Below are 20,948 nucleotides of genomic sequence, written 5' to 3'. Positions count from 1 at the left end.
TGGAAAGGTTGGCCTAAATTCAAGTGATGAACTTTGGCCTACGTTTTTCGATGAGGGAATGAAACCCTTCCTGCCCGTCATGAGACAAAATGACTTTTGTGAAAAGGTCTGCATCAATTTGGAACAAGGATTCCATCTTTTTTCGGTAAGGTTCCCTTTGGGCAGTTTTCATTCCACGGCTAGAATTGTTTGTGAGTTTGGAAAGTGACTCGGCAAATTTTAATGATTCACCAAACAATGTTTCGGCGCTAAACAATTCATCCACAAGTCCAATTTCTTTGGCTTCAGGGCCTTTGATTTGTTTCCCCGAATAAAGAAGGTCACGAGTCACTTTAACACCCACTAAATCTTGTAAAACGATGGTGGGAATGGATGGAAAATTAAGACCAACGATGGCTTCGGAAAATCCAATCCTTGCCCCTTTGTCCACCATATACCGGTAGTCTGAAAACAATGCAAATACAGCCCCTGCCGCCATACAATGTCCGTTGACTACAGCAATGGTAGGAACTGGAAAATGGAAATAGGTTTGGGCTGTCCTTAACAATTGTTCAACGGATTTACGAACATCCGATTCTGTTTTTCCATACATGAGAGTGGGTTCGATCCCGTTGGAAAAAAACTGTGTTTGTGCGGATGTAAAAAGTAAAACACGCAAATTTGGATTGTTTGCGTGTTTATTTAAGATTTGTTCGAATAATACAAAAGCTTCGAAATCAAAAGTATTCTTTTCATTGGATTGCATCTTGATTTCCAAGATGCGGTCTCCATGAAAGATCTCTGCAAAAGGATTCATATTAACTGTTTTTGTAGAGTTCCAAAATTCTGTCTTTGTATTTTTCCGTAATTACGTGTCGTTTCATCTTCATTAAGTTAGTCAGCTCATCTCCAACCTCAAAAGATTTTGTGATGAGTGTTACATACTGTACTTGTTCGAAGTTTTTGAATCCTGTTTTAACACTGTTAAAATTACGAACTTCCTTTTTATAAAAATCTACAATCTTTGGATTGGTGATTAGTTTATCAGGATTTTTTTCTGAAATTCCGTTTTCTTCCGCCCAAGGAATGAGTGCATCAAAGTCAGGAACAATGATGGCTCCAAGAACTTTTTGGTCTTGGCCCACAATCATCGACTGTTTGATATAAGGTGATTCATCGATTTTGTTTTCAATAGGAACTGGTTCTACGTTTTCCCCGCCGAGAAGAACAATTGTATCTTTGGCACGACCAGTAAGAGTCAGTGTTTTTTTGAAGTTGATCATACCGATATCACCGGTATTCATCCAATTGTCCACGATGGTTTTTTTGGTAGTTTCTGGATTTTTATAATATCCTTTCATTACCTGAGGCCCTTTGAGATGAACCACACCTTTTACACCTAACTTACCAAAGATGATATTCTTTTTGTCGTCGATATGACAAAGAACATTTCCCGCATCATCACGAATTTGTACTTGGCTGAGTGGAACAATATCACCCACAGAACCCATAATCGGACGATCAAATGTCCGTGCCGAAATCACAGGTCCAGTTTCTGTCATTCCATAACCTTCGAGCACTGTGATCCCAATATCCATAAAAAAGGCATCAACGTGTTTTTGAAGGGCACCACCACCAGAGAGGGTCGCACGCAAATGCCCGCCCGTTGCCTGGCGAATTTTAGAAAGGACAATTCGGTCAAGAGTGAGGTAATTAAAAATAAGCCCGAGGCCAGCCACCACATACAATGGAGTTTTGAAAGGGCTTCCTTCTGGCAATCCAAACTGTGCGGCTACTAGTGAAAGAATGGTCACCGTAAATGGACCAGTTAACAACAATTTAATGATGGATACAATCGACAATCCCAAAGATTGAATGATGTTTCTTCCTTCATAATCCACTTCCCAACCTTTGAGAAAACGAACTGCTGAATGATAGTGTTTTGAAAAGAAGTATGCTACTTTAAACAAAAACCTTCGAACTGGTGGAGTTTGTTTTGGATCATTGATACGAGTGTAAATCCCGTTATAAATACTTTCCCAAACCCGCGGAGCCGAAGCCATAAAGGTTGGTCTTGCTTTTTGGATGTCGTTACGAAGTTCTGTTACCTTTGTGTAGTAAGTAGAACCACCATTGATGATGGCAAAGTATTCAACAACACGTTCAAAAATATGCCAAACAGGGAGAATGGACAACATACGATCGTCAGGTGTTACTTTAGCAACACGAGGAACCACGTAATGCATTTGGTGGATCATATTGGAATGCATGAGCATAACCCCTTTTGGCATTCCTGTTGTTCCTGAAGTATAAATGAGAGTGTACAAATCGTCCGGTTTGATTCCGGCCATACGTTTTTCCGCTTCTCGTTTTCCTTTGGCACGCATCTCTCTCCCTTTTTCTAGGAGATCATAAAAATGAAGGATTCCGGCACCTGATTTGAGTTTGGTTTCTTTATCCATAATGATGACGGTTTTTACCGACTTCACTTGGGATTTATTGTTTTTATATTTTTCGTAAACTTTGTCATTTTCAACGAATACAATCTTCGCTTCCGAATGATTCAAAATATAAACAATTTCGGAATCGGTAATATCGGATCCTCGTGGAACATTGGCGGCACCTGCCGTGAGCACCGCACAATCAGCGATGATCCATTCCATACGGTTGTCAGCCAAAACACCAACGTGTTCTCTGGCCTTAACTCCTAAATCAATGAGGGCTTCTGCAAGTGCTAGTCCGTCTTCGTAGAGTTCTTTGTAAGTGAGGGCTTGGTAATCCTTTTGAGCATTCTTATACCAGAATGCGGGTCTTGGACCGAATTTTTCTGCGGATTCCTTATAAACGTCTGCTAGGTTATTTGCCATATCTCTCCATCTAAAAGCGGTCTTTATGATAGGGCCTACTTTTAGATGGTCAAGAGAAATTTAGGTGTTTAGTCCCAGTGGAACCCTTCGCGTTGGTGTCCTTTTTTCAGATGGCGTTTGCGAATTTCGCGGAGTTTGGTCATTTGTTCGAGATTGAGTAGGTTACGAGCCGCAAGTCCCATTTGCGGGAGTAGGGTTTCGTCTTGTGTGTTGGCTAAAAACTGGTTGGTCTTCACAAAGGAGCTTTTAAACTCCAAATTCATATCGGGATAGAAATCCATACAAGCCTCCGTGCTTTCCGGTTTCCGGGGTATTTGTTTTTAAGGTTCCTCAACCATCCGTGGTAAGTAGCCTTTCCCCAATATATGTATCGCCGGAAAATGAATATCCTGAAGCAAAAAATTTTGCTTGTACTATTTTTTTTTATCTGATTTTTGGTAATCGTTCATGACGATTCGATTGGAAAATTCTACTGGCAGACGGAACGGGCGGTTCGTTGCTTATGAGTATGGGGAAGACCTATTTGGCACCCTGTATTTGAATAAATTTTCTGGCCGGGAAAGAGGACGTCTCATCGACAAATGGAGATTAAATGATTTAGGAAGTCTCATTCGTGTCCTAGATACGGAGATTTCTCGCAGGGAAGAAGAAAATTACGAACGACCTCTTTTCCACTAATCCAACTTATCTGTTCCTAATTCGTAGGAACCAACGCTACCAAAACAAAATCCAATTCCTTTCGAAGATATTAAAACGGGTTTCGATCTTTCGATTTGTTTCCTTTGCCATTTTTATAGCAGCGATTCTATTTTGTTATCTGAACAAAGAATCGTGGAAAGAGTATTTATATTCCCTTCTGATCCTTCTTCCCTTTACGTACTTGGTGCGGCTATATTCCAAACGAAAAACCCAAATTTTATACGCGAAAAAAACACAAAACTTCCTACAGGAAGAAATTTATAGACTCACAGGTGAATTTAAAAAAATCAAAACGAGAGAAATTTGGGAATATCCGGAATCCGTACGGAACCACCCTCTTTCCATTGATTTGGATCTTTGCACCAAACAAGGGTTTTTGGGAATATATGATACCACAATTACAGAAGTGGGATTTCAGACTTATCTAAAACGTTTTTTACAAGAACCCATCGAAGATACAAATCTTCATTTCCAAACATTGGAAATTCAAAACATCCTGAAAAAAAATTCTTATTTTGCATACCATCTCCTTCGTAAGTTTTTGGTACCTGATGCGGAAACCAATGAAAAGTTTCCTCTAACTTCTATTAAAACAGAAGATTCCTTTTGGAAAAAAAGAAGGTTTTTAAAGGTATTTTTCCCAATTTGGGGAGTGATCTCTCCTCTTTATATAGTTTTGGGTTTGTTATTTGACTTACCTCTCATCCCACTCCTTCTCCTCATCAATGGAATTTTGTTTGTTACCTACCGAAATGATTCCTTAAAACAATGGAAAGAAATTAAGGCACTTGCTTCTGGGGCATCACGTTTTCAAAAAACATTTATTTATTTGGCAAAAAACAGAAAAACAACCAAACAAATGATAGGTCGCATTTCATCTCTTGGTGATTCTTCGGAATTACTCATTTCCCCTTTACCACATTTAATTTTGAATCTTATTTGTTTGTGGGACCTTTGGAAAATCAAATCTCTGGAAAAATGGAAACAGAAATTTGGTTCCCTTTGGAATGAACTCCAAATTCAAATTTTAAAAACAGATTCTCTCCTTCCCCTTGTGAATTTTGGATTTTTGTTTCCGGAAGCAAGTTTTGGAAACGTTTCCACAGTTGGAAACTTAACTGCCAAAAGTTTGGTACATCCTCTCCTACCTAAGTCCAGCCGTGTTTTTAATCCTCTTACCAAAATGGAACCCGGAGATTTAATGATTGTTACTGGCTCCAACATGAGTGGAAAAACAACCTATCTTAGATCCATCGCCATGTCCTTGTTACTTGCCGGTTCTGGTGCCCCTATACTTGGAACTGAGTTTGAATTTCCAAACTTCCAGATTCACACGCTCATCCGTTCTCAAGATTCGATGGAAGATGGAGTTTCCTTTTTCTATAGTGAAGTAAGAAGGTTATCTTCCATTATCCATAATGCCAATGATTCTGAGAAAATTCCTGTTTTGTTTTTGGATGAAATTTTGAAAGGAACCAATTCCAAAGAACGGTTTATTGCCACACGGGAAATTCTTTCTGTTCTACGAGAAAAAAGAGCAATTGTTTTTTTAACGACTCACGATTTGAAACTAGCAGAAGTCCCTTGGGCCAAACGATACCATTTCACCGAACTTGAAGTTGATGGACAAATGGATTTTGATTACAAAATTCGCGATGGGGTATCCGGATCCACCAATGCACTTAAGATTTTAAAAAAAGAAGGGATTCCGATTCGAAATGAAGAGGAATGATCCTACTTTTCCGGTTCTTCCTCTTCCGTCCCACCAAACAACGATTTAATTCCCTTCCAACCTTTTTGAACACCCCCAGTCACATTATCTACGGCCTTATTTACATAATCCGACATGGCTGAACCGGCGATCCCACCCACAGCGGCACCTGCAGGACTTGCCAAAAATATTGTCCCTACGTAAACAGAACCTAACCAAATAGGATCTATGAAGGGAGCAGAAACACCGTAAGTTCCGCGATAAATGATCGGAAGTTTTAAAGCTTTGCCGGCCATTCCTGGCATAGCAATGGTAAACTTCATATCTATATTTTTATTAAATCCTATTTTACCACTGCCAGAACCAACAATTCCATCGGCCTTTAAGGCAAAATTTCTTACCTCGATATTTTCTTTCATATATTGAAAATCAAACTTGAGTTCGTTATACGGTGTCGCTCGACTAAAATCTATTTTTTTTAAGTTGATGACACTTCCAATGGAGCTGATTGGTTTTAAAATATTTGTATAACTTAATAATTCTCCATTCTTTGCATTAATATTCCCAGTCATTTGTAAGTTATTAATGAGTCCATCTTCTGTATCAGCGGGTGATGATAAAAGAAATTCAGAATCTAACTTTCCAGTGATAGGTGCAATATTAAATAAATCGGCAAGCACGGGTGCCACACTTAAATTTTTGATGTTCCCTTTGACTTCTAGATTAGGTTGGTTACCCCAAATGTAATGACCTGTCCCTATGGCAGTTCCCTCATATGCCTTTAATTCATATTTTGTAATATTTAATTTTCTTTTTGCATAATGAACATTTAACTTTAGTGAATCTGCATTAAATTTATCAATTTTCAAATTCCTAAAATTAAAATTTAAATACACGTTCATTCGGTTCACATAACCAGTGCTTGGTATATTTCTAGTTAGGATTGATTTTTCTAAATCAGGATCTACCCAAATTTTAGTGACTTTGATAAGACTAGGAACATCTAAATAATCAGAGGTTCCTTCAAAAGATATTGTTGGTGATAAAGGTGGTTTTAAAAAGTTAACAAACCCAGATCCATAAAGTTTAGATTTTCCTTTCCAATCGACAATAATATCCGCAAAAGATATTTTGGATTCCCGAATGTCATAGTTCATGATTGTAGATGCATAACCATCAGCAAATGGTTTACCATCTTTCAGAGCCAAATCACGAATGTGTACTCGATCAGCAATGGCATAGATTTTTGCGTCATCCCGTTTGTAAAAAGGAATGGAGCCACTTGCTTTGGCGGATCGTAAATCCCCATAAGTAAAAATAATGAGTATATCGTGCAGATCGATACCTTTGATATTTTGGAATGTAAATTCCCCTTCCAACCTGGAAGATTCATAAGACATTTCATCGGTAACAAAATAAATATTTGTGCTAAATGAAATAGTTTCTTCGTTTAACTTTCCATAGATGTAAATATCTAAGTTTCGTAAATCTTGATCCAGTTGAAATGATGTTTCCCAAAGATACAATTTGATCTTTCGTGAATATAATTTATCTTCGAATAGGATTGTAACATTTTTAATTTCGATTTGGTTTACGAAGTTTGCAAACGTTTTAGAAAAATAGGTTTTTGCTTCGTTATCAACTGGTTCTTCTATTAGTTTTGGCTTTTCTTTAAGATTTGTATCTGATCCTGCAAGAATCTTTGCAAACAAGGGAAAGGATTCGTCCTTTTCTCTCAGAATCTCAACCGTACCAGTATTCAAATATATTTTTCGAATTTCTAGTGTTTGGCCTACAAAAACTCCATAATAAACTTCGATTCTAAGTTTATGTACATGAATCAACTCATCGTCATTTTTTGATACAGTTACTTCAGTGAGTTCAATTCCTGGAAATGGGAAAAATACAGGTTCAGAAATTTGATAATTCACCTGTAGGCCTGTTAGTTGGTTTGTAGTATCGAGGATTAATTTTTTATAATAGTCTGGATCTGCTAATAGCGGGTATAAAATAAAAAACATGGTCATCGATAAAACAAAAATCCCTGTCAGCAGGATTTTACCGATAACTCCCTTGATTCTGTCTCGAATGCTCAGTTTCATAGTAATTCTAATTTAAAGGGAAGTGACATTTCACCTTTCTTGTTGGTGTAGGATATGATTCCACAGGTTCTTTCGTTTTACAAATATCTTTTGCAATGGGACATCTTGTATGGAACCGGCAACCAGTGGGTTTGTTCATCAAACTAGGAATTTCCCCCGTTAATGGTTGGGAATTTTTGGTTCTATCCTTTAAATCAAAGCTGGCAGAGAATAATGCTTTTGTATAAGGATGTAATGGTGTTTTGCTAATCTCATCACGGCTACATTCTTCGACAATTTGTCCTAAATACATGACAGCAATTCGATCCGACACGTGTTTTACTATATTCAAGTCATGTGATATAAACAAATAAGATAGTCCGTACTTCTCACGTAACAACAAAATATTATTGATGACTTGTGCTTGCGTGGAAATGTCCAAAGCAGAAACGGCTTCATCGCAAACAACAAGACTAGGTTCTAGAATTAATGCCCGGGCAATGGCAATCCTTTGCCTTTGTCCACCACTGAATTCATGCGGATACCGATGTAAAATATCAGAAGGTAAATTGACTTCCGAAAGTGCTTTGATCGCTTTTTCTTTTTTTTCAGCGGCACTTAGATTGGGAAAATGAATCTGTAAACCTTCTGTGACAATTTCTTCAATCGTAAAACGCGGGTTTAACGAAGAATATGGATCTTGGAATACAACTTGGATCTTTCTTTTGAGAGCCTTTTCTTCTTCTTTAGGAATGTTTTTGATTTCCTTAGATTCAAATTGGATGGAACCAGAATCAAAAGGTAATAAAGAAAGAATCGCACGACCAATTGTAGATTTCCCACAACCAGACTCACCGACAAGACCTAAAATTTTTCCTTGCGGAATGGAAAAACTAACTCCGTCAACAGCCACAAGTCGTTTCGAAGAAAAAGAAAGAGATTGGTTTTGTTTATAAGAAACAACTAAGTCTTTTACATTAAGCACTTTCTTTTCCTCCATATAAAAAACATTCTACGGATTGGTTTCCAGAAATAGGAATTCCAATGGGAAGAGATCGATGACAAACTTCTAGTTTTTCGCTGCAACGAGTGTGGAAACGACAACCTGTAGGATAGGATTTTGGTGAAGGAACAATTCCTTCTATTGTGACTAATTTTTTACCAATATTTTCATGATTTGGATACGCAGCAATGAGAGCCTTAGTATATGGATGTTTGGGAGTATCAATCACCTCGTTTACAGTTCCTTGTTCGATCATTTTCCCTGCGTACATGACGACAATTCGATCGGCAATATTGCTCACAAGTCCAATATCATGCGAAATAAAAAGCACCGACATTCCATTTTCTTTACGTAGTTCTTTTAGAAGTTCGATTAATTGTAATTGGATGGTGACATCGATGGCACTTGTTGGTTCATCTGCGATTAAAATTTTGGGATCACACATAAGAGCCATAGCAATACAAACTCTTTGTAACATACCACCGGAAAATTGATTGGGGTACTGGTTTAATCTGAGTTTGGCGTCAGTAATCCCCACTCTTTCTAGGAGATAAATTGCCTTTTTTTCTGCTTCTTCTTTGGAACCAAGACCATGTAACAAAAAACCTTCCGTAAGTTGGACGCCAATTTTATGGAGTGGGTTAAGAGCAGAAAATGGTTCCTGGAATACATAAGAAATTTTTCGCCCACGAACAGATCTTAAATGGTCTGAGGAAGTTTTTAGTAAATCGTCACCTTCAAACAAAATGGATCCGGTTGGATACAAAGTAGTGTTCGAAGGTAAAATTTGTGTTAATGCCAAACTGGTAATCGATTTTCCACAACCTGATTCACCGACGAGAGCCAATGTCTCCCCTTTCGATAAATAAAAACTTACCTTATCGACAATAGATAAAATTCCATCATCGGTTTTGATTTGGATGGATAGATCCTGAACTTCGATGGCTTTTGAGTTACTTGTCATTCGTAAACCACCTTATCCTTAGGATCAAATGCATCACGTAATCCTTCTCCCACAAAAGCCGAAAACAAAATGGTAAGAAACAACGCGACGGATGGAAAAGTAATGAGCCACCATGCCGTGAGTCTTTCTCTTCCTTGTCCAATGAGTTCTCCCCAAGAAGGATTGGGAGCAGGAATTCCATAACCCAAAAAGTCAAGTGCCGACAAAACAGAAATCGCAGAGATTAATATAAACGGTAAAAAAGTCACAAGCGGTGTAATTGAATTGGGTAATAAATGGCGCATGATGATGGATAGTGAAGAGGCACCTAGTGTTTTTGCTGCATCGACAAACTGTTGTTTGCGGAGTTTTAAAAATTCCCCACGCATATAATAACTAAGTCCAATCCAACTGAGTGATCCATAAGTAACAATTAATACAAAAAATCCGCGTCCAAAAAAAGAACCCATGATTAAAATGAGATAGAGGAAGGGAATCGCAGAAAGGATTTCTATGATTCGTTGTAAAAACAAATCGAGTCGCCCGACAAAATATCCTTGGATCCCTCCGATAAAAGAAGCAAGGAAAATCTCTACAACAATCAAGATCAAACTAAAGGTCATCGCAAGCCTATATCCATAAATAATACGAGTGAATACATCCCGACCACGATCATCTGTTCCCATCCAATGACTGATGGTTGGTTTGGAAGGTGGGTTTGTTCCTTCTTCCAAACTTTCCAAATTGTCTTCATTCACTCCAAAAGGAATCGGAGGAAAAACCATAAGATTTGAAGATTCAGAAAACCTAGATTCTAAATTTAGTTTTTTATAATTGGGTTCGGTAAGGTTATTTCCTCCGAATTTTGTTTCTGGATAAAAACTAAAAATGGGAAAAGATAAACTTCCTTCGTACAATACAAAAAGTGGTTTGTTATTGATAAGAAGTGGTGAAAACAAAGATAAAACATAAGTATAAAAAAGAATTAACATCGAGTAGTAAGCTCGTTTGTTTTTTTTAAACTTTTCCCACTTACGTATGTTTGCCGGGTTTGAGATAAAATTCATTCGAAATCAATCCTCGGGTCAATGAGTATATAACAAAAATCAGAGACAATTTTTCCAATGAGTCCTAAAAAACTCTGAGCAAGGAGTAAACCCATCATTAAATCTGTATCTCTTTCTCTTACGGCTTCAAAACTAAGAAGTCCCATTCCATCAATATTAAAAACAAGTTCAATGAACAAAGATCCAGAGAATATCAATGTTAAGTTACTTCCAAATCCTGTGGCAATGGGAATGAGAGAATTGCGGAAAGCATGGCGAAAGATGGAATCAGAAAAACTAAGTCCTTTGGAAACAGCAGTGCGAACATATTCCTTTGCAATTTGATCGAGTAGGCTATTTTTCATGAGTAAGGTAAGGACAGCAAAACTTCCGACCACATAACAGATCACAGGTAAAAACATATGAGCAAGTCTATCGTTTACTTTTCCCCAAAAACTTAAGTCTTCATAAAAATCTGATACTTCGTGCCCCAAGGGAAAAAAGGAAAACACTTCACCCGAAGCAAACAAATACAAAAGTAACATGGCAAAGGCGAAAACAGGAAGGGAATAAGTAAAAAAGATGATGAAACTAGAAACGAAATCAAACCGACTGCCTTCTTTTAAGGCCTTTTGGATTCCCAAAGGAATACAAATCAGATAAGTTAAAAAGAATCCTGAAAGCCCAAAAAAAAGGGAAACAGGAAGTTTTTCTACAATGAGATCAGAAACTTTTCTGGAATGCAAACGGGATTCACCTAAATCAAATTGAACAATTTGTTTCAACCAAAATAGATAGGCCACAGGTGCTGGTTTGTCCAAATGAAGTCTTTGTTTGATGAGTTCAATTTCTTCCTTTGAAATTTGTTTGGTGGAAGCTCCAGCCAAATTCCCAGAACCTTTTAATTTTGCAATTTCGCTATTGAGTGGACCCCCAGGAGCAAAATGGGAAATTAAAAAAACAAGGAAAGTGATTCCAAGTAGGGTAGGAAAGATGAGCAAAAACCGTTTTAAAAAATATTTCCACATGTCTTAGAACTCCCACCACTCTTTCGGTTTTTTATAACCTTTCAATTCTAAATATCCTTTGGCAGACTTTTTTTGAATTGAATCCATTGCACTCACCCCACCTTCCCAATAAATGGTTCTAGTAGATTTAGTTCCATCAAACTCTTGTTCATTGAAAATGGGAGAAACCATCCATTCGCCACCGGGATATTGAATTTTCCAGTGTAAAGGGTATTCAATTTTTGTTTTGGAACTTTTCCATTGGGTTCCAATGGCCTCCATTTGGATCTGACCTGGTTCCGTCCAGGAAGTGACTTTTCCTTCTGAATTGCGATAAGTTCCAAATATTTCAGGAGGATCTGTTTCCGATTCGCGAAACCGGAAAAAAACATAATCTCCGCCGAAATCATCGGATAAACAAATCCAATCCCAACTGGTATTTCCCGTGGCAAGGCTCGGAATGGATTTTGCATTTTTTTCGCTCCATTCGTGGTCCATCCAAGAACTTCCAGAAACAATGGTTTCTTTTTTTCCATTGACCGAGAGTGTTCCCAAAGTTTTTAATCTCGGATAACTGTAGTAATACGAAAATATATTTGGATTTCGGTTCGATTTGATGGATAATCCCTCTTTGCCATGGACAAGAATTTTTCCATTTCCAATTAATTCTAAGTCCAAACTTAAATCTTTTGACTTTGATTCGGCAGAAATATGAAACCTATCTTTTGAAATGATTTTTAAATGATATCCACCACTATAAATGGTTTTGTCCGTATAACCGGCAAGATCACCTATGGTTCGTTTAATGGTCTGAGATGTATGATGTTTTTTCGAAGAAAAATCAGAAATCGCAAAATGCACAGGGAAAAGTTCGGCATTCCATTCTTCCGCGTCTGAAAATTTCAATCGGAAAAAAGAAAGTTCATAACCATACGAATTTCCAGAAGTTGATTCCACAAATCCAACAAAATAACACCACTCCAACCCATAATCAGAATGAAAACTATGGTCTTTAGGAAAACTAAAATGAAAAAAACAGAGTGATAAAACTAAGATTTTAATTTTATTCATCGGGCAAAGATTCCCACTTTTTTTCAAGTGGAAGGATGTGGAGATACGACTTTTCAATTGATTTTATCTTTTGAATGACATCTTTCATTTTTTTCTTTTCATTTAACTTTGCATAAACTTGAGCCAAGTTACATAAATTAGATAAATTTGCATCGCTTATGGAGTGTGCTTTTTTCCATTCGAGTTCCGCTTTTTCAAACATTTCCATTTGGTAATAACAATAACCTAAAACAGAATGTGATTTAAAATGGTTGGTTTTGAATTTATTATAAGATTCTAACAATTGTATGGCCTTTTCAAAACTTCGACTATAAGCCAAAGCCTTTCCATACAAAAGTTGTGTGTCTAAATCACGTGGCAAAATTTGATGCGCTTTTTCATAAAAAGTAACTGCTTCTGAAAATTGTTTATTTTGATAGGCTGCATCACCTTTTGATTTAATCGTTTTGAATTCGGGTAACCGAGGAGATAACTGAAGGCCAAGAAGCGTAATATCGTCCATCGGATCTGTTCCCATGGTAAATTCTTTGTGGATGCTAAGAATGTTCTCTACTGTTTCTTGGATTGATTTTTCTTTACAAGATTCTATAATTTCAATGAGTTTGGTTTCTCCAAAAGCATCTCCTTTATCATTTTCTGCTTCTGTCAGACCATCTGTGTATAAAAATAATTTATCTCCTGGTTCCAATTGGATTTGGAAATCCATAAAGGTTTCACCAGCATCCGGAAACATTCCAAGAAAGGTTCCATCTCCTTCACAAATTTCTGCCTTGTTTGTTTTGGCGCGAAATAATATTGGTCTTGGATGTCCAGCAACGGAATACAAAACTTTGTAATCATCATGAATCAAAACATAAACACAAGTTGTGTAACCTTGTTGTTTGACTAAATCCAACAACTCTCGGTTAATCAGTTTGAATGTTTCTGATGGTTTTGGTTTTTTATAATTTGAAAATAATAACTTAGAAAGTGCAGTAATAAAGGCAGCAGGAACCCCGTGACCAGACACGTCACAAACAGCAACTCCCAACTTATCCATATTATACGGAAAATAATCATAATAATCGCCACTGACTTCTTGCATCGGCGTAAACCCAGTCCAAAACTGAATTCCATTCCAATCAGGGATAATTTCTGGAATTAATCCTTTTTGAATGTTTTTTGCCAGACGTAAGTCTTTTGCCATGGAAAGTTGTTTTTTCTCTAACTCTTGTTTGAAAGATTTTAATACTTCGACTGCCGCTTCTAAATCCCTATTTTCAATGGCAAGTTCTCTTGACTTTCTTACCACATCCTTGACATCGACAATGGAAATTTCTTCTAAATGAGAATCCGAACGTGAAGTCACCATAACCCGATGGCGGTTTGATACATCGTCTTTAGTCAAACGAGACCTAGACAAAAACATTTTGTCTTCCAACCACTCCAATTCATATTCATTGGAATCGGCCCCAAACTGAATGTCTTCACCTAACTCTTTATGTGAAACGTGGATTCCAAAAAGTCGAGTTTTTGTCATTCGGATCGTAAACGTTTTAAGTTCGAAAAGAACTGCTAAACCGTTTAACATTCCTTGAAAAAAAACAGCATCATACCATTTCTCTTGGTATTCCGGTAAATACTTGAAGATAAATAAAACTTTATGATCCGCAACAGGTTTTACGTTTAAATACACTGCACGTGTTAGTCGACCAATCAAAATGGGCAACCTTTGGATCATTTCCTCTAAATCAATTCTTGAATCATCAAGTGGTAATAAATCATACGCATTGGTGATGAGGCTTTCTGTTCCCAGGTGGTATAAAATTCCTGAAATGTCCAAAGATTGGGCGATGATTTGAATGATTTTATCTTCTAAGTCTTGTGAGATCCAATAATTAGGATCTTTCAGGATCCGAACGTAAACGGTATCATCTAAAATTTCAGGAAATGGATTGTTGTGGCGCGAAAGATGATTTTCGCGTAGGTACACTTGCACTAGTCCTGAGACACGTTTTGATGATATTTCTCTTCCTGATTGCAGTGGTTATTCCCTCACCTAGGTTTCCCTTCGGTAGGAGAAAAATAAATTTCAATCGATCCCTAGGCAATAGATTTTTCAATGGAGATATGATTTGGTATCTACGTGTATTTGGTGTTTTTGTTTTGGTTTTTGCGGTAGTTATCTTCCGTCAAAGTGAAACTAAGGTGGAACGAACTTGGGATGTGACAAACAAACCAGACCAAGTGCAAAAGATTCTTTACGAATCCTTCCAACCCAAATCCTTTCGTTCCCCTGTGGTGGGTGAAACCTGGGAATCTAAAGTGATGGGAGAAACAGTAAAAAGCACTACTACTTTAGCAAACGCACAATCACCGGAATTTCAAATTGCAACAGAAGGATTCAAACATTACCGAATTCTAAAAGAGTCTTACCGCCTAGAAACCATCCAGAACGGTGTTCGTATTCATGGAACTTGGGAAGCAGAAACAAATCCCAATACCCTTTCCAAACTTTTATTTTTATTTTTTAGCGATGCGGACTTAAACCATATCGCGGACGGAAAACAAAAACTCTTCTAAGATTTTGCCTTAGTACTTTCGAGTAAAACGGTGGCCATCACCATGGCACCTTCACTACGACCGAGAGAACCCATCCCCTCCGAAGTAGTTGCCTTAATCGAAACACAGTCTAACGGTAATTTGGTGATTTTTGCCAAAGATTCGTTCAGTTCTGCACGAATCGGATTGATTTTAGGATGATCCCCCACATAAGTACAATCAACATTCACAAGTTTGAACTTTTTTTCTGCGATGAGTTCTAAACATTTATCAATGATACGAGTGGACTTCATATTTTTATACTGAGGATCTGTATCTGGAAAATGAACCCCAATGTCACCGAGAGCCAAAGCTCCAAGAATGGCATCTGCCACTGCATGTAAGACGATATCAGCATCGCTATGGCCAAGAAAGGCAAATTCTGATTTTATCTCTACACCGGCAAGTATGAGCGGCCGAAAAGGTTCATGGATTAATTTATGAAAATCGATTCCGTTTCCAACTCTAAACATAGTTCCTACTTTTTATAACTCAATTCTAACATTCGATTCACAGACTTTTGTGCGAGACGAATCACTTCTTCATCCAAAAAGATTTCATATTGTTCTTTGAGAAGTGCGTCTCTTACTTTTTCCAAAGTAATTTTTTTCATATGCGGACAGGTTTGACAAGTGGAGACAAATTCTTTTTCCGGGAACTCGGCTCGCAGGTTGTCTCCCATCGAACACTCTGTCACTAACATAATTTTGTTTGTTTTACTTTGGCGAATGAAATCCACCATTTGTGAAGTAGAACCAGAAAAATCAGCTTCTTTCACAACATCTTCGTGGCATTCTGGATGTGTGATGACAGTCAAATCGCCAGAAAACAAACGTTTTGCGGACTTAATGTCCTCAGGTGTGTACATTTCATGAACCATACAACGACCGGGATGAGAAATGATGGTTTTTGTTGTATGATTACGAACATTCCCTGCCAAATATTCATCCGGTAAAAAAATTACAGTATCCCCTTCCACAGCGTTTACAATTTGTAAAGCATTGGCAGAAGTACAACATACATCAGTTTCTGCTTTTACTTCCGCCGAACAGTTGACATACGTAACTACGGGAACACCTGGGTATTTTTTTTTGAGTGCTTTGACATCGTCTCTTGTGATGGCTTCAGCCAAAGAACAACCAGCTTTCATATCTGCAATTAACACTCTTTTTTCAGGAGATAAAATTTTGGCAGTTTCAGCCATAAAATGAACCCCATTAAAAAGGATCATATCGGCTTTGGTTTCCTTTGCCATTTTGGAAAGATACAATGAATCTCCAATAATATCAGACACACCCCAAAATACATCGGGTGTCATATAATTATGACCAAGAATGACTGCGTTTTTTTCTTTTTTGAGGCGGTTAATTTCTTCCGCTAAAGGAATGATCCTTTCTTCAATTTCATGCGGAAGATAAATAGGATTTAACTTTTGAACCAACTGGTCTTTAGTAACTAATGACATATAACACTCCTTTAGTGAATATTAAAACGGATCGGAACGAAGGATGGTACCTGTTTCCGAAATTCCCGAATCAGATGGTGGAACTTCATTTTCCAAAGATCCACATTTGTTGAATGCTTCGCGCCAAGATATTTCTGCTTGAGAGGTTCCTGTCCTTTGGACTCTTCTGTAATCGGAGTTTGAATTAAAAGAATTTTGGTTACAAGCCTTGGCAATGTTATAAGCATAATTTGTTTTTGTAAAACAATCAAAGTATAAAATGGTTACGGCATCCGTATTCAGTTCTTGGGGAAGGATTTCTCCTTTTAACTTCGTAATCAGTCCCGTACAAACAGTCGCACTGGAATCGGTGGTGGCCACACAGCTTGATTCCGATAGAATAAATCTTTGACAGGCGGCTTGGACCGCGCTTTCTTGCGATAGAATCGAACTAAGTAATTCTGCTTCAGAATTCTCATCTGATTCTTTTTTACAACCATTCGCCGTAAAGACAATGCCTGCTAATAAAAAGAAAATTACTACCTTCCTTTTCATACTGATTCTACTTTCCCTCCTTTTGGGTGGTCTTGTCTATTTCCTTTTTCAGAAAAAAACGAACCCGGATCCTAAAGAATCTTCGTATGATTCCCGCTCCGAGGTCTATTGGCAGAGGTTACAAAATCGCCCAGAGGTTCTACAAGGGCCGGGATACCCTTCCGATTTACGTGATTTTTTAGAAACCCTTCGCGGAAAGGAATCCTACCTTTGGGAAGGGGATCGGGACAAAACTTACGAATTTTTACTCGAAACCTATCCAGATGAAAGGGGCCATGTCCTTTATGCCATTTATATTGCCTTTATGAATTGGAAGGAAAAAACTAAGGAAGTAGAAAGTAGAGACGATCTTTCCTCTTATGAAAAACTAACAGCCGTGAATCGTTTATCAGAAGAAATTTTCCCCGTTGTACTCCGCGATCACCTGTTCCCAAAACATCCCACAACTCCACCTGTTTGGCTACTCTCCTTCTTAGAAGATTACATTCAGAAAAATCCCTACAGTTATTCGAGAGAACGAAAGAGAATTTTTCTAAAGAAAAAAGCGGAACTCTACCAAAAAGAAAAATGGGAAATTAGGTCCTGGGAAAGCCCTATGTTTTTCCGCAAAGTGGTAGACCTGATCTATGCTAGGGAATTATTAGAAATGTCCGAAGAAGAAAGAACTTCCTATCGCAGTGCAAAACAGGAAGAACTGAAAGCTGATTTTTGGAATTGACAAGACCCAGTTGTATCCCCCATATAAGTGGGGTTATGAAACAAATTCTTTTCTCGTTTCTCTTAGTAGGATTCTTATTCCAATGCAGTAGCAGTCCCAAACGACTCGACAACGCTGATGATTATATCTCTGACTCAGGTGGGCTCACAAGCCAGGAATTGGTGAAAGCTGCCGACAAACTTGCGGGCCAAATTGGTGAGTATTTTAAAGAAAACCCACATGAAGAAGGTGTTTTCGTTGCTCACTTCCCTACTCGTAACGATACTTCCGAACAAATCCAAACAGAGCTTTTTGACAATGCTTTTGTTTCTAAACTCATCAAAGGAAAAATTTATACCGTTCGTACAAAAACAAGAGAACAATCACTCAATGAAATTCAGTTCAGTTTATCAGGACTCACTTCCAATAGACTTTCTATCGGAAAATTAAAATCTCCAAACTTCTTTGTTCGATGTGAAATCAATGAAAACATGTTTACTTCTAATGGAGAAAAAATCGTAGAACAGTCCATCAATATTGAACTTGTAGAAGTTGAGACTACAATTGCTGTTTGGTCTGAAAAAGTTTCTTATCGTAAACTCGCCGTTCGAGGAAATAAAGGGGTTAGTTGGTAAACCTCTCCGTCACTCCATGAAAAAAACGATTCTCTTTCTTTCTCTTTTCATTCTCGGTTGTGCCAGTGATTACAACAAAATCATCCAAGCAACCGAATCGGCATACTACGGGCAAAACTATGATTCTGCCATTCCAAAAATTAGAGAACTTTACGAAGGTTCGTCTAACAAGGACAAACTTTTGTTTTTGATGGAAGCTGGTATGATTTTTCATACCAAAGGGGATTATGTTACCTCTAACAAAGTTTTCAAAGAAGCAGAAGACATCGCAGACAATATCAAAGTCAGTATGACACGGTCTGGATTATCGTTTATTCTATCGGATAACGAATCCAATTACACCGGGGAAGATTTCGAAAGGGTGATGATCAAGTTTTACATTGCTAACAATTACCTACTCCAAGGTGATACAAACAATGCAAAAATTTATTTCAGAAGGCTCGACTTCGAACTAAAGGAAATGCGTTTTTTAGCGGCGGAGTATCGCCAAAACAATGCCGCTCGTCTGATTGATGCTTATGTTTCAGAAAGTCTTGGTCGTTACAATGACGCTAGAGTCCAATACAAAAACATGGAGCAACTCATTGGAAAAAGCCAAAACCTAATTGCCGATAGGTATTTGTTAGCTTCTAAAGAAGGGGATTCTTCCGACCAAAACAAATACGCTGCTGGACGTTCTAGTTTACAGGCTTACAATAGTTCTATGCAAAGAACTTCCCCAGAAAATCAAAAACTTTCTGAGGTCATCATCATCCATGAAGCAGGGAAATCTGCTATCAAAATGTCTCGGGGAAAACTCATCGAAGATGAATACTTTGCGGCAGTCCTTCGTGGTGCAGTAGAAAAAGGACTTATGGCCAAAGGAGCCGGTGCTTCACTTCAAGGTGCCATTGCTGCGTTAGCAGTTGCAGAAAATCCTATTCCTGTTTACAAAGAAAGAGATCCAAAAGGTTCCCTTCCTAAAAAGTATTACATCAACGGTGTGGATGTTGGTTATTCAGACATTATGAATAATTATTCTGAAACAGCCATGAACAATTTCAATGAGAACTACAAAGCACTCATTACAAAAAACTTAACTTCTTTGGCAGTTAAGGTAGTGGCCGCAGTCATTGCATCGGAAGCTTTGGCCCGTGCCATTGAATCCGGTGGGAAAAATAAAAACAATGATTTGGTATCTAGTTTGATTCGAGTGGCGGCCGGTGCTGCTGCTGGACTTGCTGTTTCACAGACGATTGCTCCTGACTTACGTTGTTGGAGGACCATTCCTGCCAACTTCCAGGTCAAACGGATCCTTCTCGCTCCTGGAGAATACGATTTTAAAGTAGAATCTCCAGGATCAGTAGTCACTGCGGCTCCGAAAAAACTCCTTGTCGAAGCCGACAAACCGTTGTTTGTTTCTGTTCGTTCTTATTCGAACTAATTTTTAATCGTTCTTTCTTCTTAAAAAAGCAGGGATATCGTAATCCTCTCCGTAGTTTTGAAACGGGGAGGATTGTTTTTGTGAAGAAAATCCTCGGTTCGTTTGGCGAATAGAACGGGCCGAATCTGCATCCCTTCCCAATCCAGATTCCTTTTCTTCCGTCGACTTTCGGATGTAAACCATAGGAGAAATGGATTCTTCCGAACCTACCACCTTTTGTTCTCTTTGGTATTGTTTTCCCTTTTTATTAAATCCAGTCGCAATCACAGTCACTCTAATTTGGTCAGAGAGAGAAACATCTTCATTCAGTCCAATGATGATATTGGCATCGGGATCTGCCTGTGCTGTAATGATTTGAGAAACTTCATTCCATTCATGGATGGTAAGATCATTTCCCCCAGTCACATTGATAAGAAGAGACTTGGCACCTTGGATGTTTGAATCTTCGAGGAGAGTGTTGTTGATGGCTTGTTCTACAGCCTCACTCACACGAGTTTCTCCACTTCCTTCACCCACTCCTAAAATTGCATCCCCAGTATCCTTCATAATGGTTTTTACATCGGCAAAGTCTACATTGATGATCCCTGGATGGTTAATGATATCACTAATCCCACGAACACCATTTAACAAGATATCGTCGATCACTCGAAATGCCATATCCACAGGAGTATTTTTGTCCACCACTTGGAAGATAGAATCGTTACGAATGGTGATGAGTGTGTCTACGTTTGCACGGAGTTGGTCAATACCTTGTTTTGCAAGTTCCGCTCTACGTTTTCCTTCAAAAGAAAATGGAACTGTTACCACACCAACAACCAAACATTTCATTTCTTTGGCAATGGCTGCAATGATAGGAGCCGCACCGGTTCCTGTTCCGCCACCCATCCCAGCAGTGACAAACACCATATCAGCCCCTTTCAATGCCGATACAATTCGTTCCTTGTCTTCAATAGCTGCCTTTTCACCGAGTTCTGGATCACCACCGGCACCCATCCCTCTGGTTACTTTGTTACCTAACTGGATTTTTACTTCTACAGGAGATTTTAATAATACTTGTTCGTCGGTGTTCATCACAATAAAGTCAACACCAGTCATTTTAGAATGAACCATTCGAGTGACGGCGTTCATCCCGCCTCCACCGACTCCAATGACTTTAATAATTGCTGGGCTTGTTTTTTCTTCTTCTAGGTACAACATTCACTTATCC

At 38.2% G+C, this 20,948-nt stretch carries 20 protein-coding genes; 6 read left to right on the top strand and 14 right to left on the bottom strand.

Annotated elements, in window-relative coordinates; translation table 11 throughout:
- Nucleotides 1-19 precede the first annotated feature (19 nt).
- The 3 genes from EHQ24_RS13090 to EHQ24_RS13080 all read right to left on the bottom strand — a co-directional run bounded on the left by EHQ24_RS13090 (nucleotide 20) and on the right by EHQ24_RS13080 (nucleotide 3,127).
- Nucleotides 20-796, bottom strand: coding sequence for an enoyl-CoA hydratase/isomerase family protein (locus EHQ24_RS13090; protein ID WP_135602027.1), 777 nt, complete (start codon nucleotides 794-796; stop codon nucleotides 20-22).
- Between the two features lies 1 nt (nucleotide 797).
- Nucleotides 798-2,846, bottom strand: a complete 2,049-nt coding sequence (locus EHQ24_RS13085) for an AMP-dependent synthetase/ligase (RefSeq protein ID WP_135602026.1) — start codon at nucleotides 2,844-2,846, stop codon at nucleotides 798-800.
- Nucleotides 2,847-2,914: 68 nt separating this feature from the next.
- Nucleotides 2,915-3,127 carry a hypothetical protein gene (locus tag EHQ24_RS13080; protein ID WP_231292475.1) on the bottom strand — a complete coding sequence of 71 codons (213 nt, stop codon included), beginning with the start codon at nucleotides 3,125-3,127 and terminating at the stop codon, nucleotides 2,915-2,917.
- 166 nt (nucleotides 3,128-3,293) lie between these two features.
- On the opposite strand from EHQ24_RS13080, the gene EHQ24_RS13075 reads away from it, so the two are divergent.
- Nucleotides 3,294-3,524 (top strand): hypothetical protein, encoded by a 231-nt coding sequence (locus EHQ24_RS13075; protein WP_084764902.1) that lies wholly within the window; start codon nucleotides 3,294-3,296, stop codon nucleotides 3,522-3,524.
- Between the two features lie 205 nt (nucleotides 3,525-3,729).
- Nucleotides 3,730-5,277, top strand: a complete 1,548-nt coding sequence (locus tag EHQ24_RS13070; RefSeq protein WP_135602025.1) for a MutS-related protein — start codon at nucleotides 3,730-3,732, stop codon at nucleotides 5,275-5,277.
- Between the two features lie 2 nt (nucleotides 5,278-5,279).
- On the opposite strand, the gene EHQ24_RS13065 is transcribed toward EHQ24_RS13070, so the two are convergent.
- From EHQ24_RS13065 to EHQ24_RS13035, 7 genes are read right to left on the bottom strand one after another with little or no spacing between them, the layout of a single operon-like run.
- Nucleotides 5,280-7,358: an AsmA family protein gene (locus EHQ24_RS13065; RefSeq protein WP_135602024.1), complete on the bottom strand. Its 2,079-nt coding sequence runs from the start codon at nucleotides 7,356-7,358 to the stop codon at nucleotides 5,280-5,282.
- Nucleotides 7,359-7,365: 7 nt separating this feature from the next.
- On the bottom strand, nucleotides 7,366-8,322 hold the full coding sequence (locus EHQ24_RS13060; protein WP_135602469.1) for an ABC transporter ATP-binding protein: 957 nt from the start codon (nucleotides 8,320-8,322) through the stop codon (nucleotides 7,366-7,368).
- Nucleotides 8,315-9,304 (bottom strand): ABC transporter ATP-binding protein, encoded by a 990-nt coding sequence (locus tag EHQ24_RS13055; protein WP_135602023.1) that lies wholly within the window; start codon nucleotides 9,302-9,304, stop codon nucleotides 8,315-8,317. Before EHQ24_RS13055 ends, EHQ24_RS13060 begins: the two co-directional genes overlap by 8 nt.
- Nucleotides 9,301-10,350 carry an ABC transporter permease subunit gene (locus tag EHQ24_RS13050; RefSeq protein ID WP_135602022.1) on the bottom strand — a complete coding sequence of 350 codons (1,050 nt, stop codon included), beginning with the start codon at nucleotides 10,348-10,350 and terminating at the stop codon, nucleotides 9,301-9,303. The genes EHQ24_RS13055 and EHQ24_RS13050 overlap by 4 nt, the downstream gene beginning before the upstream one ends.
- Nucleotides 10,347-11,357, bottom strand: a complete 1,011-nt coding sequence (locus EHQ24_RS13045; RefSeq protein ID WP_135602021.1) for an ABC transporter permease subunit — start codon at nucleotides 11,355-11,357, stop codon at nucleotides 10,347-10,349. Before EHQ24_RS13045 ends, EHQ24_RS13050 begins: the two co-directional genes overlap by 4 nt.
- 3 nt (nucleotides 11,358-11,360) lie before the next feature.
- Nucleotides 11,361-12,407 (bottom strand): carotenoid 1,2-hydratase, encoded by a 1,047-nt coding sequence (locus EHQ24_RS13040; RefSeq protein WP_135602020.1) that lies wholly within the window; start codon nucleotides 12,405-12,407, stop codon nucleotides 11,361-11,363.
- Nucleotides 12,400-14,379, bottom strand: a complete 1,980-nt coding sequence (locus EHQ24_RS13035) for a SpoIIE family protein phosphatase (RefSeq protein WP_135602019.1) — start codon at nucleotides 14,377-14,379, stop codon at nucleotides 12,400-12,402. Before EHQ24_RS13035 ends, EHQ24_RS13040 begins: the two co-directional genes overlap by 8 nt.
- Before the next feature lie 137 nt (nucleotides 14,380-14,516).
- Here EHQ24_RS13035 and EHQ24_RS13030 point away from each other — a divergent pair, with 137 nt between their 5' ends.
- Nucleotides 14,517-14,969: a hypothetical protein gene (locus EHQ24_RS13030; RefSeq protein ID WP_135602018.1), complete on the top strand. Its 453-nt coding sequence runs from the start codon at nucleotides 14,517-14,519 to the stop codon at nucleotides 14,967-14,969.
- Here EHQ24_RS13030 and ispF read toward each other — a convergent pair.
- Genes ispF through EHQ24_RS13015 form a run of 3 tightly spaced genes read right to left on the bottom strand, consistent with a single transcriptional unit; the run spans nucleotide 14,966 to nucleotide 16,986 of the window.
- On the bottom strand, nucleotides 14,966-15,460 hold the full coding sequence (gene ispF / locus EHQ24_RS13025) for a 2-C-methyl-D-erythritol 2,4-cyclodiphosphate synthase (RefSeq protein WP_135602017.1): 495 nt from the start codon (nucleotides 15,458-15,460) through the stop codon (nucleotides 14,966-14,968). The two genes, EHQ24_RS13030 and ispF, sit on opposite strands and share 4 nt — an antisense overlap.
- A gap of 5 nt (nucleotides 15,461-15,465) precedes the next feature.
- Entirely contained in the window at nucleotides 15,466-16,452 is a 987-nt protein-coding gene (gene nadA / locus EHQ24_RS13020; RefSeq protein ID WP_135602016.1) for a quinolinate synthase NadA, read from the bottom strand.
- Nucleotides 16,453-16,473: 21 nt separating this feature from the next.
- Complete coding sequence (locus tag EHQ24_RS13015) at nucleotides 16,474-16,986, bottom strand: hypothetical protein (RefSeq protein ID WP_135602015.1); 513 nt, start codon at nucleotides 16,984-16,986, stop codon at nucleotides 16,474-16,476.
- On the opposite strand from EHQ24_RS13015, the gene EHQ24_RS13010 reads away from it, so the two are divergent.
- The 3 genes from EHQ24_RS13010 to EHQ24_RS13000 are packed head-to-tail and all read left to right on the top strand — an operon-like array spanning nucleotide 16,946 to nucleotide 19,741.
- The gene (locus EHQ24_RS13010) at nucleotides 16,946-17,704 is read left to right on the top strand and encodes a hypothetical protein (RefSeq protein WP_135602014.1); all 759 of its coding nucleotides are present in this window, start codon (nucleotides 16,946-16,948) and stop codon (nucleotides 17,702-17,704) included. The genes EHQ24_RS13015 and EHQ24_RS13010 overlap by 41 nt on opposite strands.
- Before the next feature lie 35 nt (nucleotides 17,705-17,739).
- Nucleotides 17,740-18,318: a penicillin-binding protein activator LpoB gene (locus EHQ24_RS13005; RefSeq protein WP_135602013.1), complete on the top strand. Its 579-nt coding sequence runs from the start codon at nucleotides 17,740-17,742 to the stop codon at nucleotides 18,316-18,318.
- Between the two features lie 16 nt (nucleotides 18,319-18,334).
- Complete coding sequence (locus EHQ24_RS13000) at nucleotides 18,335-19,741, top strand: COG3014 family protein (protein ID WP_135602012.1); 1,407 nt, start codon at nucleotides 18,335-18,337, stop codon at nucleotides 19,739-19,741.
- Between the two features lie 3 nt (nucleotides 19,742-19,744).
- On the opposite strand, the gene ftsZ is transcribed toward EHQ24_RS13000, so the two are convergent.
- Nucleotides 19,745-20,938 carry a cell division protein FtsZ gene (gene ftsZ, locus EHQ24_RS12995; RefSeq protein ID WP_135602011.1) on the bottom strand — a complete coding sequence of 398 codons (1,194 nt, stop codon included), beginning with the start codon at nucleotides 20,936-20,938 and terminating at the stop codon, nucleotides 19,745-19,747.
- Between the last annotated feature and the right edge of the window lie 10 nt (nucleotides 20,939-20,948).

Origin of the sequence: Leptospira noumeaensis (genome assembly GCF_004770765.1) — a bacterium.
Taxonomy (GTDB): Bacteria; Spirochaetota; Leptospiria; order Leptospirales; family Leptospiraceae; genus Leptospira_A; species Leptospira_A noumeaensis.
Note: the sequence above shows the minus strand (reverse complement) of the source record. Positions and strands in the feature narration are given on the sequence as shown.

Coding starts and splice junctions, on each gene's coding strand:
- EHQ24_RS13090 (WP_135602027.1), bottom strand. CDS start 796: ATGAATCCTTTTGCAGAGATCTTTCATGGAGACCGCATCTTGGAAATC.
- EHQ24_RS13085 (WP_135602026.1), bottom strand. CDS start 2,846: ATGGCAAATAACCTAGCAGACGTTTATAAGGAATCCGCAGAAAAATTC.
- EHQ24_RS13080 (WP_231292475.1), bottom strand. CDS start 3,127: ATGGATTTCTATCCCGATATGAATTTGGAGTTTAAAAGCTCCTTTGTG.
- EHQ24_RS13075 (WP_084764902.1), top strand. CDS start 3,294: ATGACGATTCGATTGGAAAATTCTACTGGCAGACGGAACGGGCGGTTC.
- EHQ24_RS13065 (WP_135602024.1), bottom strand. CDS start 7,358: ATGAAACTGAGCATTCGAGACAGAATCAAGGGAGTTATCGGTAAAATC.
- EHQ24_RS13055 (WP_135602023.1), bottom strand. CDS start 9,304: ATGACAAGTAACTCAAAAGCCATCGAAGTTCAGGATCTATCCATCCAA.
- EHQ24_RS13050 (WP_135602022.1), bottom strand. CDS start 10,350: ATGAATTTTATCTCAAACCCGGCAAACATACGTAAGTGGGAAAAGTTT.
- EHQ24_RS13045 (WP_135602021.1), bottom strand. CDS start 11,357: ATGTGGAAATATTTTTTAAAACGGTTTTTGCTCATCTTTCCTACCCTA.
- EHQ24_RS13040 (WP_135602020.1), bottom strand. CDS start 12,407: ATGAATAAAATTAAAATCTTAGTTTTATCACTCTGTTTTTTTCATTTT.
- EHQ24_RS13030 (WP_135602018.1), top strand. CDS start 14,517: ATGATTTGGTATCTACGTGTATTTGGTGTTTTTGTTTTGGTTTTTGCG.
- ispF (WP_135602017.1), bottom strand. CDS start 15,460: ATGTTTAGAGTTGGAAACGGAATCGATTTTCATAAATTAATCCATGAA.
- nadA (WP_135602016.1), bottom strand. CDS start 16,452: ATGTCATTAGTTACTAAAGACCAGTTGGTTCAAAAGTTAAATCCTATT.
- EHQ24_RS13010 (WP_135602014.1), top strand. CDS start 16,946: ATGCCTGCTAATAAAAAGAAAATTACTACCTTCCTTTTCATACTGATT.
- EHQ24_RS13015 (WP_135602015.1), bottom strand. CDS start 16,986: ATGAAAAGGAAGGTAGTAATTTTCTTTTTATTAGCAGGCATTGTCTTT.
- EHQ24_RS13005 (WP_135602013.1), top strand. CDS start 17,740: ATGAAACAAATTCTTTTCTCGTTTCTCTTAGTAGGATTCTTATTCCAA.
- EHQ24_RS13000 (WP_135602012.1), top strand. CDS start 18,335: ATGAAAAAAACGATTCTCTTTCTTTCTCTTTTCATTCTCGGTTGTGCC.
- ftsZ (WP_135602011.1), bottom strand. CDS start 20,938: ATGTTGTACCTAGAAGAAGAAAAAACAAGCCCAGCAATTATTAAAGTC.